General features: G+C 71.4%; 11 protein-coding genes and 1 pseudogene. 4 read left to right on the plus strand and 8 right to left on the minus strand.

All coding sequences use genetic code 11. From position 1 onward, the window contains the following. Positions 1-12 precede the first annotated feature (12 nt). Positions 13-414: a hypothetical protein gene (locus OV079_RS30975; RefSeq protein WP_267772646.1), complete on the minus strand. Its 402-nt coding sequence runs from the start codon at positions 412-414 to the stop codon at positions 13-15. Positions 415-480: 66 nt separating this feature from the next. On the opposite strand from OV079_RS30975, the gene OV079_RS30980 reads away from it, so the two are divergent. From OV079_RS30980 to OV079_RS30995, 4 genes are all read left to right on the plus strand, one after another. Next, entirely contained in the window at positions 481-786 is a 306-nt protein-coding gene (locus OV079_RS30980) for a hypothetical protein (protein WP_267772648.1), read from the plus strand. Positions 787-813: 27 nt separating this feature from the next. Next, positions 814-981, plus strand: a complete 168-nt coding sequence (locus OV079_RS30985) for a hypothetical protein (protein ID WP_267772651.1) — start codon at positions 814-816, stop codon at positions 979-981. A gap of 39 nt (positions 982-1,020) precedes the next feature. Then, positions 1,021-1,410, plus strand: a complete 390-nt coding sequence (locus tag OV079_RS30990; RefSeq protein ID WP_267772653.1) for a hypothetical protein — start codon at positions 1,021-1,023, stop codon at positions 1,408-1,410. Positions 1,411-2,941: 1,531 nt separating this feature from the next. Further along, a complete protein-coding gene (locus OV079_RS30995; RefSeq protein WP_267772655.1) occupies positions 2,942-4,804 on the plus strand; it encodes a hypothetical protein in 1,863 nt (620 codons plus the stop codon). Between the two features lie 211 nt (positions 4,805-5,015). Here OV079_RS30995 and fusA read toward each other — a convergent pair whose 3' ends face one another. The 7 genes and pseudogenes from fusA to OV079_RS31030 all read right to left on the minus strand — a co-directional run bounded on the left by fusA (position 5,016) and on the right by OV079_RS31030 (position 16,970). Beyond that, entirely contained in the window at positions 5,016-7,115 is a 2,100-nt protein-coding gene (gene fusA, locus OV079_RS31000) for an elongation factor G (protein ID WP_267772657.1), read from the minus strand. A 302-nt stretch (positions 7,116-7,417) separates the two neighbouring features. Next, the gene (tkt, locus tag OV079_RS31005) at positions 7,418-9,436 is read right to left on the minus strand and encodes a transketolase (RefSeq protein WP_267772659.1); all 2,019 of its coding nucleotides are present in this window, start codon (positions 9,434-9,436) and stop codon (positions 7,418-7,420) included. 251 nt (positions 9,437-9,687) lie between these two features. Continuing rightward, positions 9,688-10,251: a hypothetical protein gene (locus OV079_RS31010; RefSeq protein ID WP_267772661.1), complete on the minus strand. Its 564-nt coding sequence runs from the start codon at positions 10,249-10,251 to the stop codon at positions 9,688-9,690. A gap of 788 nt (positions 10,252-11,039) precedes the next feature. Continuing rightward, positions 11,040-12,379: pseudogene (gene ahcY, locus OV079_RS31015) on the minus strand (adenosylhomocysteinase). A gap of 43 nt (positions 12,380-12,422) precedes the next feature. Then, positions 12,423-12,848: a 1,2-dihydroxy-3-keto-5-methylthiopentene dioxygenase gene (locus OV079_RS31020; protein ID WP_267772663.1), complete on the minus strand. Its 426-nt coding sequence runs from the start codon at positions 12,846-12,848 to the stop codon at positions 12,423-12,425. A 58-nt stretch (positions 12,849-12,906) separates the two neighbouring features. After that, the gene (gene mtnB, locus OV079_RS31025; protein ID WP_267772664.1) at positions 12,907-13,587 is read right to left on the minus strand and encodes a methylthioribulose 1-phosphate dehydratase; all 681 of its coding nucleotides are present in this window, start codon (positions 13,585-13,587) and stop codon (positions 12,907-12,909) included. Between the two features lie 875 nt (positions 13,588-14,462). Then, positions 14,463-16,970, minus strand: a complete 2,508-nt coding sequence (locus OV079_RS31030) for a hypothetical protein (RefSeq protein WP_267772665.1) — start codon at positions 16,968-16,970, stop codon at positions 14,463-14,465. Position 16,971: the final 1 nt, after the last annotated feature.

The raw sequence follows: 16,971 nt of genomic DNA on the forward strand, positions 1-16,971 counted from the left end.
GTGCGGCCGGAATCACCGCCCGCACAGGCGCTCGGCGAGCTGGCGCTCGTACAGCGACTCGGGCACCAGCCCCGCCTGATTGCTGCCCTCGATGTAGCCGGCGGGCTGGTCGAACGGCGCCGGCGGCTTGTCGCCCGAGAACGTGCCCGAGCCGCCGATCGCGTAGTTCTGGGCCGTGGGCGGGCGCTGGATGACCGCGACGCCGTCACCGCTCGCGTAGTTCCACGCGACCGAGTGCGCCGACGACCAGCCGTGGCCGGTGCCGTAGTCGCCGCGGTTGTACAGGCCCAGCACCACGAGCCCGTCCTTGGCCGGTTCCGACTCGACCACGTTGTCGTAGAGCAGCCCCATGCTCCACCGGCGGTGGCCCTCGCTCGACGCGTTGGGCCCCGTCGACGTCGAGCGGTGGAACACCACCCCGAGGTGTACGACGTCCCGTTGGACACGAAGTGATGGCGCCCGTTCGTCGCGTGACAGTCGGTGAACAGCACCTGCTGGGCGTTGCTGACGTCGAAGTTGTACATGCGCTCGCCCGTGATCTGCGCCACCGGGTCGAGCGCGCGCGCGTCGGCCACCGTGACCTGCACGCCCGTCTGCACCGTGACCGCCGCGAAGCCGAAGTGCAGCGCGGTGAACCGGCGCACCCACGCGTCCTCGACCCCGCGCAGGGCGATCGCCGACCACGCGTGGTCCTCGTCGTCGCCGCCGAGCGTGTCGATGTCGATGCGCAGGTCCTCGACCCCGACCTCGGTCACCAGCCCCTCGCGGTCGGCCTTGTACACGTAGGACTGCGACAGCGCGCGGTCGAGGTGGTTGAACACCGGCGCGTCGATCGTCAGCGTCGCCCCCGCGATCGCCAGGATCTGCCGCTTGAACACCAGCGGCTGCGAATCGACCGTCCACGGCCCGTCCTCGCCGGTCCCGCCGTGGTCGACCGCCGCCAGCCACGCGTCGGTGCAGGGGTGCACGATCACCACGTGATCGCCGACGGCGTAGAGCGACGGATCGGCGACCTCGAAGGTGCGCGCGCCGACCGGCACCCGCTCGCTGACGATGTCGCTGCGCGTGCCCGGCAGCTCGGCCTGCCACCTGTCGTTGGCCCCGCTGCCCACCACCAGCACCGTCCGCTGGTGCGGCTCGTCGCCGAGCGCCCGCAAGATCGTGCTGGTGGCCGGATCGTCACCGTCGCCGGCGCCGCGCAGCACCACCCCGCTGTGCTGCAGCCGCACCGTGCCGTGGATCTCGTACTCCCCCGGCGCCAGCAGCACGGCGCCGCGCAGCCCGTCGACCCCGAGCGGCAGCGCCCCGAGCTCGTCGATCGCCTGCTGCAGATGCTCGGTGTTGTCGCCGGCGACGGGGCCGACGCCGAGCACCGTCGGCACGTCGGGGATCGGCGCCTCGCCGCGGTGATAGCCGGCCCAGCTGAAGTCGGCGATCCGGTTGCCCTGGTCGTCGGCGACGTAGGTCAGCGCGTCGCCCTCGACCGGGACGATCTGCGACGTCCAGCTCCCCGGCGGCTGCTCCAGCGGCGGCGGGCACAGGGCCGCGCCGGTGGTGCTTTCGTCGCCCGTGCTGCCGGTCTCGGACGTCCCACCGCCGAGGTCGGGCGTCGGGGCGGTGGTGGTGACGACGCCGTCGGTCGGATCGACGCTCGTGGTCGGCAGCGCCGTGGTCCCCGTCGTCGTCGCGCCGGTGGTCGGGTCGCCGGTGCCCGCGGTCTCGCTGCTGCTCGCGTCGGTGGTCGTGGTCCCGCTCGCGGGACAGGCCGCGCCGCCGACGAAGATGAGGCCACACAGCACAAGGCCGCGACGCGAGCCGACCACGGGCGAGGATGTCATGCCGGCAACCTATCAACCGCGTCCGCGGCGAACAAGGCGCGCTCCTGCTCGCGCCGTGGCGGCGTCCCAAGCTGGGGCCGCACCGGCTGCGAGCTGGGGGCACGCGTCTGCCGAGGTCGCCGCGCGACGGCTCGGGATGCGCTCCTCGCTCGGCCCATGTCTCTTCTGCTCGAATGGACATGCTCTTACGAACATGCCCTTCAGAACATGTCTTTTAATCTATATCCGTCGCGACTGCGCCTCGCCGACGGTACGTCGGTGTGCGACGGAGACGGCGAGGGTCGGGACCGCCCGTTGGCTCCCGGTGGCGGGGCCGCAGGGGCCGAAGCCGAGCGGGCGGGCCCCTCGCGGGCGAACTGCCGGCGAGGACTGAGGGGTAGATCTCTGCGGCGAGGACTCGGCCGCCGACCCGCGGAAGCCGTTCGTTCGCCCCGCAGCAGCAGGTCCGAAGCAGCCCGGCAGGCCGGGTGCCGCTCGGGCTAGTATCCTTGTCACGTGCGCCGGACCTCCGCCGACTCGACCTGACGCGCGTTCTTGCGACCCCCCTATCGCGCCCGCTCCCCCGTCGCGGCCTTCGCCGATGTCCCCTCCCAAGATCCCGTCCGTGGTGGTTCGCGGCCTCGAGCCCGAGGCCGCGGTCAGCTCGATCGCGCGCGACCGGCCGTCCCAGCCGCCGTGGTCGCGGATCTTGCTCGGCCTGGCGATCGCGGGCCCGGCCCTGTGGCTCGGCGGAGTGCCGTCGGTCGTGGTGCCCGGCTTCTGCGCGGTGGTGCTGGCGCTGTGGATCCGCCTGTGTACGCGCAGCGAGCAGCCGCTGCGCGTGCCCTCGGGCGCGTTCATCGGCCTGTTCGCCGCCGGGCTGACGCTGCTGCAGTGGATGCCGCTGCCGCTGTTCGTGCGCGAGCTGGTGGCGCCCGGCCTGACCGCGCGCGTCGCCGCGGCGCTGACCGGCAGCGGCGCGACGGCGTGGCCGAGCCTCACCTGTCCCCGGGGACAGCGCGCTGGAGGCCGCGCGCCTGCTCGCGCTGACCGGCCTGTTCGTCGGCGCCGCGCAGCTGTCGTGGCGCGTCAGCGCCGGCCTGGTCGCGCTGGCCGGCTCGCTGGTGGCGCTGATCGGCCTCACCCAGGCGGCCTTCGGCGTCGAGGCGATCTACGGCCTCTACCAGCCGCTGCAGGTCGACCCGACGATCACCCCGGCGTTGCTGACGACCTTCGTCAACGCCAACCACCAGGCCGGCCTGTTCCTGCTCGGGATCTTCAGCGCCGGCGCGCTGGCGGTGCACATGCGGCTGCAGGGCCGCACGACCACCGACGCGGTGCTGGTCGGCCGCCTGCGCGAGCGCCGGCTGGCGGCCCTCGGGGCCCTGGCGATCCAGGGCGCGGCGCTGCTGCTGTCGCTGTCGCGGGCGGCGATCGTCGCCCTCGCGGTGGTCGCCCCGGTGGCGCTGATGCTCGCCTGGCGAAACGGACCTGTCCCTGCGGGCAGGTCCAAGTCGCGCGACCCGCAGGGCCGGCTGTGGCTGCAGCGCGCGGCCCTGGCGGCCGGGCTCGGGCTGCTCGCGCTGGTGGTCGCGCGCCAGGGCGCGTGGGCCGAGCTGTCGACGCTGTGGCGCGTCAACGAGGCCGAGACCAAGTTCCGCATCGCCTCCGACGCGGTCGCGCTGATCGACCTGTCGCCGGTGCTCGGCGTGGGCCGCGGCGCCTTCCTCGACCTGTTCCCCGCCGTCGACTCGCGCCCGCTCGGCGTGGTCCACACCCACCTCGAGTCGGCCCCCGCGGCGATGCTGATCGAGTGGGGCCCGCTCGGCGGCGGCCTCGTCGCGCTGGGCCTTTTGTGGTGGTGGATCGCCGCCGTCTACAGCACCGGCAGCGGCCGCCACGTCAGCGCCCGCCGCGTCGCCCTGTGCGGCCCCCTGGCCCTGGCGATCCACAACCTCGCCGACTTCAACCTCGAGTTCCTCGGCGTCGCCGCGCCGCTGTGCGCCCTCGCCGGCGCGCTGTCGGAGCGCCGCGGCTTCTTCCGCGCCCCGGCCCGCCCGGCCATCCTCGTCGGCGGCCTCAGCCTGGCCGGCGCCGCCGCGCTGGCGCTGTGGGCCCAGCCCTACACCTGGCAGAACCGCACCACGGGCGACGCCGCGGTGCTCGCCGGGGACATGTCCCCCGAGGCAGCTCAGCGCATGCGCCCGCTCGACGCCTCGCTGCACATCCTGCTGGCCCAGCGCGCGCTCGAGATCGAGGACTGGGCGCAGGCGCGGGCGCGGGCGACGGTGGCGAGCGAGCTGCAGCCGGCCAACTCCGACGCGTGGCTGCGGCGGGCCCACGCGGCGCGCGAGCTGGGCGACGCGGCCGAGTCGGCGAGCTCGCTGGCGCGGACTCTGGCGACGATGCGTCACCCGCCCGACCTCGACCTGACGCGCTACCTGCTGGGCCGCTACCCCAACGCCGAGGAGCTGGCGCCGCTGATGCCGAAGGAGCTGGCGCCGTGGACCGTGGTGATGGAGTCGTTGATCGCCGAGGCCCCGGCCTACGCGGCGATCCTCGCGGCCGCGCGCAGCCAGGTCGACGGCCGCGAGCCGCCGGTGTTGCACATGCAAGTGCGCCTGGCCCTCGCGCTCGACAACCCCTCGCTGGCGCTCCACTACGCCCGCCTGCTCCGCGTGCTCGCGCCGCACGAGGTCCACAGCCACCTGCTGCTGGCGCGCGCGCTCGAGAGCCAGCGGGTCCCGCGGGAGCGCGAGCTGCAGGGCGACCTCGAGGAGGCGCTGGCCCAGGGCCTCATCACCGAGCCGGCCCAGATCGCCCTGCTCGAGGAGAAGCTGCTCGGCTCGTACCTCCGCGACGGCCAGCCCGACGCCCTCGCCCGCGCCCGCGACCTGCTGCCCCGCCTCCTCGCCCGCCCCGGCGACCGCGCCGCCCTCCAGCGCCGCCACGCGCTCGAGCGAGCCCTGGCGCAGGCTGGCCGTTAGGACAGGTCACCGGAGCAGTGAATCGCGGTCCGGAGTGATGTCGACCGCTGGACCGACGCGTCGAATCGCGGGCCCCGGGTGACGCCGAGCGACATCGCCGAACCGGCGGCTCACGCCGGGGCGCGAGCCTTTGATGCCACCGCCAAAAACGCCGAGGGCGGCGCGATCGCTCGCACCGCCCTCGAATGTGCGGACTCGGGTCCGCGCGGGCTCAGCCCTTCTTGTTGCCGGCGTACTTCTTGATGAGGTCGTCCTGCACCTGGCGGGGGACCGCCTCGTAGCGCTCGAACTCCATCGTGTACTCGGCCTTGCCCTGCGACATGCTGCGGAGCTCGGTCGAGTAGCCGAACATCGTCGCCAGCGGGACGTGGGCCTCGATGACGCTGATGCCCATGCTCGACTCCGAGTTGATGATGTTGCCGCGGCGACGGACCAGGCCGCCCTGGATGCCGCCCTGGAACTCCTCGGGCGTCTCGACGGCGACCTTCATGATCGGCTCGAGCACCTGCGGACCGGCCTTGGGCATGGTCTCCTTGAAGGCCGCGCGGGCGGCGATCTGGAACGCCATGTCGCTCGAGTCGACCGCGTGGGCCGCACCGTCGTTGACCTCCATCTCGACGCCGACGACGGGGAAGCCGATGAGCACGCCGCGGTCGAGCGACTGGCGGAAGCCGTTGTCGCACGACGGGATGTACTCACGCGGGATCTTGCCGCCGACGACGTTGTCGACGAAGCGGTAGGTCTTGTCCGGCGCGTCCTCGGGCAGCGGGCGCATCACCCCGCCGATCTTCGCGTACTGACCGGAGCCGCCGGTCTGCTTCTTGTGGATGTACGTGAAGGGCACCTCGGACGTGATGGTCTCGCGGTAGGCCACCTGCGGCTCGCCGACGGTGGTCTCGACCTGGTACTCGCGCTTCATGCGCTCGATGTAGATGTCGAGGTGCAGCTCGCCCATGCCCTGGATGATGGTCTCGCCCGACTCCTCGTCGCGGTGGACGCGGAAGGTCGGGTCCTCCTTCGAGAAGCGGTTGAGCGCCTTCGAGAAGTTGGCCAGGCCGTCCTTCTTGGTCGGGGTGACGGCGTAGCTGATGACCGGCGCCGGCACGAACATCGAGCGCATCGAGTAGATGACGTCGGGGCCGGTGAAGGTGTCGCCCGACGCGCAGTCGATGCCGAAGAACGCCGCGATGTGACCCGCGCCGACCTCCTCGATGTCGACCATCTCGTCGGCGTGCATGCGCACGAGGCGGCCGACCTTGTTCTTCTTGCCCGTGCGGGTGTTGAAGATCGTGTCGCCCTTCTTGACGTGGCCCTGGTAGATGCGGATGTAGGTCAGCTGACCGTACTTGCCCTCTTCGAGCTTGAACGCGAGGGCGCACAGCGGCGAGGCCTCGTCGCTCTTGAGGATGACCTCGGTCTCCTTGCCGTCGTTCGCGATCTGGTAGGCGACGTTCTTCACCTCGTCCGGCGCCGGCAGGTACTTGACCACGCCGTCGAGCAGGTGCTGCACGGCCTTGTTCTTGTAGGCCGAGCCGCAGAACACCGCGGTGAAGTTGAGCGACAGGGTCGCCTTGCGCAGCACCGGCACGATCTCCTCGGCGGTGACGTTGGCGCCGTCGCCCTCGAGGAAGCGCTCCATGATGGTGTCGTCGAAGTCGCCCAGCGCCTCGACCAGCTTGAGCCGGTACTCCTCGACCGCCTCCTTGAGGTGCTCGGGGCACGGCTCGCGGCGGATGTTCTCGCCGTTGTCGCCGTCGAAGTAGAGCGCGTCACGGGTGAGCAGGTCGACGACGCCCTCGAACTGGTCCTCGGCGCCGATCGGGTAGGTGACGAGGTGGGCGTTGTGACGCAGCTTCTCGCGCAGCTGGCGGGTGACCTTGAACGGGTCGGCGCCGGAGCGGTCCATCTTGTTGATGAACGCGAGCCGCGGCACGTTGTAGCGCTTCATCTGCCGGTCGACGGTGATCGACTGCGACTGCACGCCGGCGACCGAGCACAGCACGAGGATCGCGCCGTCGAGGACGCTGAGGGCGCGCTCGACCTCGATCGTGAAGTCGACGTGTCCGGGGGTGTCGATCAGGTTGAGGAAGTGGTCCTTCCACTCGAGGAAGGTGGCAGCCGACTGGATCGTGATGCCCTTCTCGCGCTCGAGGTCCATCGAGTCCATCGTCGCGCCGACGCCTGACTTGCCCTTGACCTCCTCGATCTTGTGGATCTTCCCCGAGTAGAACAGGATGCGCTCCGAGAGCGTCGTCTTGCCGGAGTCGATGTGCGCGGAGATCCCGATGTTTCGGACCTTTGCGAGTTCCATGGTAGTGCTCTGCTGACCTTGCCGATGACGAGTGCAGGTGTCGGGGGTCCGGGCGTCCCGGCAAATGGGATGCGGAGCGAGTCCGCCGCCGGCCCTCCGAGCCTGTTGTGCTGCTCGACCCCTCGATCCTCGGACCTGGATGGCCCTCGGCCGGGGGGTCGAAGTTTTGCCCTGGAGCCCGAAAGACAACCCCTGTGGGTGCTTTTGAGCGCGCGGAGCATGCCACAAGGTGCCCCGCTTGGCCGCTTGAGGCTGCCCGGCGGGGCGTGATCGTCCGCACCCGCCCCGCGCGCCGCGAGCGCCTAGGGGAGCTCCAGCCAGTGCTTCACCACCGCCGCCGGCGTGAAGCCGAACCGCTCGGCGAGCAGCTTGCCGGGGGCGCTGGCGCCGTAGTGGTCGAGGCCGTGCTGGTGGGCCGCGAACCGGTCCCACCCGAACGTGGTGCCCGCCTCCACCGACAGGCGGCGTGAGATCTCGGGCGGTAGGACGCTGTCCTGATAGGCCTTCGGCTGGGCGAGGAAGGCCTCCCAGCACGGCATCGAGACCACCCGCACGCGCTTCCCGTGGTCGGCGTGGAGCGTCTTGGCCGCGGCCAGCGCAGTCGCGACCTCGGAGCCGGTCGCCACCAGGATGCCGTCGAGCGGGCCCTCGGGCTGCCACAGCACGTAGGCGCCTTCGCCGATCTGCTCGCGCGTCTCGGCCATGATCGGCAGGTCCTGGCGCGTCAGCAGGATCGCCGTGGCGCCCTCGCCGTGCCCGCGCTGCAGCGCCAGCCGCCACGCCGCCGCCGTCTCGCGCGCGTCCGCCGGCCGCACGACGTAGAGGTCGGGGATCAGCCGCAGGCTCATCAGCTGCTCGATGGGCTGGTGGGTCGGGCCGTCCTCGCCGACCCAGAAGCTGTCGTGGCTGAAGATGTAGACCACCGGCGCCTTCATCAGCGACGACAGCCGCAGCGCCCCGCGCAGGAAGTCGGAGAACACCAGGAAGGTCGCGCCGTAGGCCCGCACGCCGCCGTGCAGCGCGAGGCCGTTGCAGACGCCGGCCATGCCGTGCTCGCGCACGCCGAAGTGCATGACGCGCCCGTCGGGGCGGGTCCGGCTCTGCGCCGGCAGCTTGAGCTCGACGCCGTTCGAGCCGGCGAGGTCGGCGGACCCGCCGATCAGGGTCGGGTGGGCCTTCACCAGCGCCTCGAGGATCTTCTGGCCGGCCTTGCGGGTGGCCACGGCCGAGCCCGGCTCGAAGCTCGGGATCGCACTCAAGACCTCCTCGGGGACCACGTCGCTCTGCAGCGCTTCGAACTGCTTGGCGAGCTCGGGGTGGGCCTCGCGATAGGCGGCGAACTTGGCCTCCCAGGCCTTGCGCTGCTCGCCGAGCCCGCGCCGCTGCTCGGCCAAGGCCGCGCGGACCTCGTCGGGCACGCGGAACGACTGGTCTTCGGGCCAGCCCATCGCCTTCTTGGTCGCCACGATCTCGGCGTCGCCGAGCGGCGCCCCGTGGGCCCCGTGGGTGCCCGCCTTGTTGGGGCTGCCGGCGGCGATGACGGTGCGGCAGGCGATCAGGCTCGGCCGCGTGGTCTCGGCGCGGGCGAGGACCAGCGCCGCCTCGACCTGGGCCGCGTCGGCGCCGTCGACCCGCTGCACGTGCCAGCCGTACGCGGCGAAGCGGCCCGGGACGTCCTCGGTGAACGCGAGGTCGGTCGAGCCGTCGATCGAGATCTTGTTATCGTCATACAGGAACACGAGCTTGCCGAGACCGAGGTGTCCGGCCAGGCTCGCGGCCTCCGAGGCGATCCCCTCCATCAGGTCGCCGTCGCTGCAGATGCCGTAGGTGAAGTGATCGACGATGTCGTGCCCCGGCCGGTTGTACGTCGCAGCGAGGAAGCGCTCCGCCAGCGCCATGCCGACGGCCGCCGCGAATCCCGTGCCGAGGGGGCCGGTGGTCACCTCGACCCCGACGGTATGTCCGTACTCGGGATGGCCCGGGGTCTTGCTGCCCCACTGACGAAACTGTTTCAGCTCGTCGAGCGGTAGATCATAGCCGGTGAGGTGCAGCAACGCGTACAGCAGCATCGACCCGTGGCCGGCGCTCAGCACGAAACGATCGCGGTCGGGCCAACGCGGGTGCTCGGGGTCGTGGACGAGGAATCGCGTCCATAGCACCGAGGCCATCACGGCCGCGCCCATCGGCATCCCCGGGTGGCCCGAGTTCGCCTTCTGCACGGCGTCGATGGCGAGGGTCTTGATCGTGTCGACGAGGAGGCCCGAGACGCGGGGATCGGGGCTCGAGGTCGCAGGGAACTCGCGAGGCGGCACGGCAGGCATGGCCGGGTGCCTATCACGATTGTGACGGCGAGGGCCGACCGGGCCGTGGGGCAGCGACGTGACCGAACGCGGGACAGTCAGACGACGCCGGCGAATCTACCGCATGGTCCGCGAAGTTGGATTCGCGCGGACGAACGCGGGACCCGCCGGACGACCGATGGCCCGGACGACTTACGGAACAGCAATGGCGGACCCGGCGCAGCCCCGGCGGCCTCGCGGGTGACGAGGCGAGGGCTGGCGCCGGCCATTCTTCAGACGGCAGTGTAACGAGTGCCGCGGGCCTGACCGGTCCACGACACGAGGCCGCGCTCGATGAGGCGGGCGAGGGCGGTGCGGACCTGCAGCGGGGTGCCGCCGACCACGGCCGACAGGTCCGGCGCGGCCTGCGGCCCCGGGGCGTTCTTGAGGGCGTTCAGCATGCCCTGGTCGTAGGCGTCACGGCCCGCGGGGGTGCGGGTGTCGACGACCGCCTTGGACCCGCCGCCACGCTTCGCAGCCGGCGCGGGCGCCTCCTTGGCGGGCGCCGCGGCGCCACGGCCCTTGCGGCCGGCCTTCTCGGGGGCCTTGGCCAGCGCTCGCGGGACCTTGACCGGCTTCCCGGCGGCCGCGCCGCGCGGGCTGGGGGCCGCTGCGCCGCCACCCTGACCCAGGAGCTCACCGATCGTGATCCCCTTGAGCAGCGAGCCGAGCTCGCCAGTCGCGAGCTTGCCGAGCTCAGCGAGGCTCATCTGGGGATTAGAACGGATCTGTTCGATCATCACGTCGCGCTCGGCATTCGCGACGGCATTGCGGAAGGTCGTCTCGAACCTAGACATCGTCTTAGCTTTTGCATGACCCGAGATCCAAGGTCAATCCATATTCGGCGGGCGCCGCCAAAAATCTTCAGTCCCCGCACTTTCAGTCCCCCCACTTTCCCCGCTTCCCCCTGTCCCGACCCCCTTTCCCCCTGTCCCCCGCGTCCTCCCGGTCGGATCAGTTCCCCCCACTCCTCAGTTCCCCCCACTCCTCAGTTCCCCCCACTCCTCAGTTCCCCCCGCGCCCAGTTCCCCCAACCGTTGGGGTCCCCCCAACCGTCGGGGTCCTCCCATCGGGTGCCCGCAACCGATCGGCCCATGCGGAGCTATTGGATGTCCCGCGTTTACACGGCCGTTTCGTTTGCCCGCCTCATCGCCTCAAAACCGCGTCTTTGCGCTCCCGCCCGCAGCGGGCGCTTCGCGGCCGTGGGAGCGCTTTGGGGCGCTCGTCCGCCCGGCCTGCGAAATCGGTAGCGGCCGTCCGCCCGCGACACTGTTCATATCGGCGGAACTGCCGACTTCCGACTCGTCGGCATCGGGCGGCGACCTGCGCGGCAACCCGCGCGCCCCCTGTGCAGTATCCCGCGAACGCGCGTCAGTCCGATGTTAGGTGCGCCGGTACTCCGTTTCAGCGGACGCTCGTCCGCCGGGCCGCAGCGTATGCGCGGGCGCGCGCAGACATTCTCTTGATGCCGACACGCTGCTGACTACCTTAAGCGCCGTAGAAAAGCGAAGGGGGACGGTCGCGGCCGCCCCCTCTTACAGTCGGGACATCGGCGCACCAGGCGAGCCCGGCGCGCCCGCCCGGGTCAGTAGCGGTAGTGCTCGGGCTTGAACGGACCCTCCTGCGACACGCCGAGGTATTCGGCCTGCTTGTCGCTGAGGCGGGTGAGCTTGGCGCCGAGCTTTCCGAGGTGCAGGCGGGCGACCTCCTCATCGAGGCGCTTCGGCAGCACGTACACCTTGCCCCGCGCATAACGGCTGCGCTCGGTGTAGAGCGACAGCGGGCGAGGACCTGATTCGTGAAGCTATTGCTCATCACGAAGCTGGGGTGGCCGGTGGCGCAGCCGAGGTTCACCAGGCGGCCGCGGGCCAGCAGGATGATCGCGTGGCCGTCGGGGAACACGAAGCGGTCGACCTGCGGCTTGATGTTGATCTCGCGGACGCCCTTGTCGGCGACGAGGCCGGCGACGTCGATCTCGCTGTCGAAGTGGCCGATGTTGCAGACGATCGCCTCGTCCTTCATCTTCCGCATGTGCTCGAGCGTGATGACATCGCAGCACCCGGTGGCAGTGACGAAGATGTCGGCCATGCTGGCCGCCTCGTCCATCGTCGTCACCTGGAAGCCCTCCATCGCCGCCTGCAGCGCGCAGATCGGGTCGACCTCGGTGACGAGGACCCGGGCCCCGAAGCCGCGCATCGACTGGGCGCAGCCCTTGCCGACGTCGCCGTAACCGGCCACGACCACGACCTTGCCCGCGACCATGATGTCGGTCGCGCGCTTGATGCCGTCGGCCAGGCTCTCGCGGCAGCCGTACAGGTTGTCGAACTTGCTCTTGGTCACCGAGTCATTGACGTTGATCGCCGCGATCTTCAGCTCGCCGCGCTCGGCCATCTGATACAGGCGGTGGACCCCGGTGGTGGTCTCCTCGCTGACGCCGAGGCAGTGCTCGAGCGAGCCGAGGTGCTCCGGACGGTGCAGCACCAGCGTCAGGTCGCCGCCGTCGTCGAGCAGGATGTTCGGCGGGCTGCCGTCGGGCCAGCGGATCGTCTGCTCGACGCACCACCAGTACTCCTCCTCGGTCTCGCCCTTCCACGCGAACACCGGCACGCCGGTGGCCGCGATCGCGGCCGCCGCGTGGTCCTGCGTCGAGAAGATATTGCACGACGACCACCGCACCTCGGCCCCGAGGTGCGTCAGCGTCTCGATCAACACCGCCGTCTGAATCGTCATGTGGAGGCAGCCGGCGATCTTGGCCCCCTTCAGCGGCTTCTCCGCCCCGTACTTGGCGCGCAGCGCCATCAGCCCGGGCATCTCCTTCTCGGCCAGGGCGATCTCCTTGCGGCCCCAATCGGCCAGGCCCATGTCGGCGACCTTGTAGTCGGGCGTGGTGGGCGGCTTTTGCTTCGACACAGTGCTTGCAGTCATCGTCTACCTTGATCCTCTCGCGAACAATGCGAATCCAGCGTCATCAAGCGCGGTACTCCGGCACCCAGCCCGCGGCGTCCTTGAACAGACGCACGCAGCGGATCTGCCGCCGCTCGGTCAAAAAGAAGCGGTGATACAGGTCGGCCGGGACGACGATCAGGTCGCCTCGCTCGACCTGGACCCGGATCCACCGCTCGTCCGCGCCGCGGATGTCGAAGATGCCCTCGCCATCGAGCACGAAGCGGACCTCGTCGTCGCGGTGCAGGTGCTCGTCCTTGAACTTGGCCAGCAGCCCGTCGAGGTTCGGCGTGTCCGGCCGCAGCTCGATCACGTCCTGCGCGACGTAGCCGCGGGCCGCCTTCAGGCGGTCCAGCGCGCCCTGGAAATCGTCGTCGGGCAGGCGCTCGTAGAGCACCCCCACCGCCGCGAGGTCGGCCAGCGTCGGCCCCTCGCCGCGCAGTGAGCCCACGGCCGAAGGGCCATGGGGCGAATCCTCGAGCCAAGCGAGCTGCATGGTCTCCTCCGCGTCACGCCCCGCCGACCGGCAGGCCGAGCCGATGCGACTCGACCACCGCGCGGAACAAATAGTCGTAGCTCTCGGCCTGCGTCTTGGCCTGCACCCAGTCGCGGCCCCACACGTACACCCCGTGCCCCGCCACCAGCACCGCGTCGACGTCGGGGTAGGCCTGCATCGCCTCGCCCATGCTCGCCGTCAGCTGCGACTCGCGCGGGGTGTTGGCGATGATCGGCACCCGCAGGGTGTCGAAGCAGCCCATGCCGCGCAGGCCCTTCTGCATCTCCAGGCCCTGGCACACGAACTCGCCCGGCCCGCCCTGCGGCGCGAACAGCCGCGCCGCCAGCACCGCCCACACCGAGTGCGAGTGCATCACCGCGCCGGCGTCCCGCAGGCGATAGGCGTTGAAGAACAGCGGCCGACACTCGCTGACCTTGAGCCCCGTGGCCGGCCCGCGCACGACCTCGCAGTCGTGCTCGCCGGTGGCCTGGTCGGAGAGCAGGAAGATGTCCTCCGGCCGCAGGCGCTCCTTCTGCACCCCCGAAGGCGCCATATAAATGCCCTCGGGCCCGCGGATCGAGATGCCGCCGCCGGTCCCGCTGACCCAACCGAGCTGATAAAACAAGCGGCAGAGCTCGCAGATGAGCTCGGGAATCGGCTGGGATGGCGCGTTGTCGCGGGGCGCTGCGGACATCGAGGCGCGCGGAGTCTACCCCGCGTCCCCAGGCCCGTCACAGCCGGCCGAGTGTGGATCCTCGCTTCCCGCGCCGTCCGCCGCGAACCCCTCGCGCCGCCCGCCGCGCGGCCCATCACGCCCCGCCCGCCGCCGCAGCCCATTGCCCGGCCGCGCCGAATGTCACGCCCGCGCGACCCGGACGTCCGACCGGCCGCCCGCGCTCGCGCCCGGCCGCCCATTCGTCGCCACTGGCAGATCGATCACCGCGCGGTCGTACGAGCTGTCTCTCGGGACATCTTATCGCAGCGCCGCGGCCATCTTCGCAGCGCCGCCGCCGTCGCCGGATCGGCGCGGACAGGCGTGAGTTCGGCCGCCGCGGTCGGCGCGCGGTCGCCCGGCCGCCGCGGAGGCCCGGCCGCCCGCGGTCTGCGGCGCCTCCGATCGCCACCGCTTCTTCGCCCGCCCGGTGTCGCTGTCGCGAAGTGGCGCCCCGGCAGCCGTGAATGTGATGTGCGTTGCAGACAGATCACCGCGAGGGCCGATCTCGCAGGTCAATTGCAGCAGCCGTCCTGCGAGGATGTCCGGGTCCACGATGCTGCCGGCACCCCGGTCGCAGCAAACGTCGCTCGCGGATCGCCGCCCGACTCACGAGTCCCCGCAGTCCGAACGCCGCTCCCGGGAGCTCCGACCCACACCCCCGTGAGCGGAGTCCGGAATCCTCGCTCGGCGACCCATCGATGACCGGACGACGGGCCGTCGGTCATCGCCGCGCCGCGGCCGACAGTCCGAAACCAGCGAAGCACAGGCGACCTCGCACGCGGTGATGACATCGAAGTGGAGGACGACGCACGGGTCGCCAGCATCGACCCGCATCCTGCATCACCCGCGGGCCGTCAAGCGTTCGCGCGCGTCACCCGCCGCAGCAGCAGCAGCAGCGGCGAGAGCAGCAGCAGCGCCGCCGCGCCGCCCGGCCCTTCGCTGCGACAGCCGCAACCCGCGGGCTCGGGGCCGGTCCCGGGCGAGGTCGTGGCCTCGTCGCCGGTGCCCGAGCTGCTGGTGCTCGCGTCGCTGCCGGTGCTCGCGTCGGTCGTCGGCGCGCCCCCGCTCGAGCTGTCGCTGTCCCCGCAGGTCTCGTCGCCCTGCAGGAACGATCCGCTGTCGCTGCAACCACCGGTCGACGTGTCGGAAGGCGCGAGCACCGACAACAACGACACCGGGTACGTCGAATAGGTGCGCTGCATCGGGTCGGTGATGTCCACGCGCAGCGCCACGAAGTCGGGCGCGATCTCCGGCGGCGGCGAAAATGCCAGCGAGATCGTCTCGCCTTCGAGCGGCTCGCTGGCGAACTGCTGCCACTCGAGCGTGTCTGCCAGCGCCCAGTAGCCGGTGAGCGTCGAGCCGGGCATCGCCCGCGCGCAGCCCTCGAGCACGTACGATTCGCCGGCGAACACGAACGCGCCCTCCGGGTTGGTCAGCGCCGCCGCGGGCGGGGCCGAGGCCGGGTCGGCGTCGTCGACCACGTGCACCACCCCGGGTCGCCGCGACCAGCGGTTGAGCTCCGGCTCCCACGTATAGCCGTCGATGCGCCAGGCGCCCGCGGGCAGCCCCGTCGTGTCCCACACCACCGGCTTCATCGCCTCGGCCTCGGTGATCGGCCGCCGCTCGGCGTCGGCGGTGATCCGCACGAAGCAATCCGCGTAGAGCGGGTGGGTCTCGAGGACGTCGTCGTCCTCGATCAGCTCGGCGTCGATCATCTTCTGGGCCGCCCAATCGAGCCAGACATTGGCGTCGGTCCACGACAGCCACACCGGCGGCGGCGTCTGCGGGCTGTCGTCGCGGCAGAACGCGACGAATTGGTGGCGCCGGCTGGTCGGCAATTCGTCGGGGGTCAGCTCGGTGTCTTCGTAGGGGATCGCGTACTCGAATTGCAGCGTGCTGGACTGGCTGCGATCGATCACGGTCATGCACGCCACGCCGTCGGGCCAGACCACCGGCGTGCGCGGGTGACCGCCGTTGCCCGCGTGCGCGAGTGTCGGGAGGCCGAGGCCGGCGAACACGAGCGCGACACGGACGAGACCTCGCACGCCGGGAGTGTACTCCGACCTCGCCCGCGGCGCCCCGCGCGGCCAGGCCCGCTCACCCGCGCGCGGGTGCGAAACCCCGCGTCGGCGCCGACGCAGCCCCAGCAGCACCAGCCCCGTCCACGCCCACGAGCCCGCCAGCCCGCCGCTGTGGCAGCCGCACGAGTCGCGCGTCGGCAGCTCCTCCGAGGTCGTCGACGCCGACTCGCCGGTGCCGTCGCTCGCGGTCTCGCCGCCCGTCGACGTCGCGTCCGGCCCCGTCGTGCTCGTCGGCGCCGCGCCGGTGGTGGTGCCCACGCCGGTGACGTCGCCGCCGCTGCTGGCCTCGCCGCAGCTCTCGTTGCCGATGAAGGCGTTGGTGTCGCTGCAGTCGTCGCCGGTGGTCGTCGTCTCGCCGCTGCCCGGGAGCACGACCACCAGCGCCTGCGGATAGGCCGAGAACGTCCGCTGCATCGGGTCGGTCACGTCGACGCGCAGCGCCACGGTCTCGACCAACGCCTCCGGCGGCGGCTTGAACGGCAGCTCGAGCGTCTCGCCGTCGATCGGCACGCCCTCGGCGAACGGCTTCCAGTCGAGCGTGTCGGCCCCGGTCACCGCCCAGTACCCGCTCATCGTCGAGCCCGGCATCGCCCGCACGCAGCCCTGCAGCACCAGCGTGTCCTCGCCGAACAGGAAGTCCTCGGTGTTCGTCAGCGCGGCCGCCGGCGCGACCGCCGACAGGTCGGGCCCGTCGACCACGTGGATCACGCCGGGCCGCTTGCTCCAAATGTTGAACGCCGGCTCCCAGGTGTAGCCCTGCAGGACGTAGGGCCCGGCCGCCAGCGCGGTGGTGTCCCAGTCGAAGCCCTTGGCCGCCTCTTCGAAGGTGATCGGCCGCCGCTCGTCGTCGCCGGTGACGCGGAAGAAGCAATCCTTGTAGACGGAATGCGTCTCGAGCACGTCCTGGTCGGTCGCGTCCGCCTTGTCGGAGATCCCCGCGGCGTCGGCGATGTCGACGTCCTTCCACGACAGCCACACCGGCAGCGGCTCCTGCGGCGTGTGATTGCGGCAGAACGCGACGAATTGGTGGCGCCGGCTGTCGGCCACCTCGTCGGCGGTGACCATCGTGTCTTCCAGCGGGATCTCGTAGTCGAAGTGGACGATCGGCCCCTGGCTGCGATCGATCACCGTCATGCACGCGGTGCCGTCCGGCCACTTCACCGGGGTGCGCTCGTGGATCCCGTTGCCCGCCCGGGCGAGCGCCGGCGTGAGCAGCGCCGCCACCACCACGGGCGACAGGAGCGACGGCAGGCCGGGGGTGCAAAGACGGACCGGGCGCATC

It is taken from the genome of Nannocystis pusilla (genome assembly GCF_026626665.1).
GTDB lineage: Bacteria > Myxococcota_A > Polyangia > Nannocystales > Nannocystaceae > Nannocystis > Nannocystis pusilla.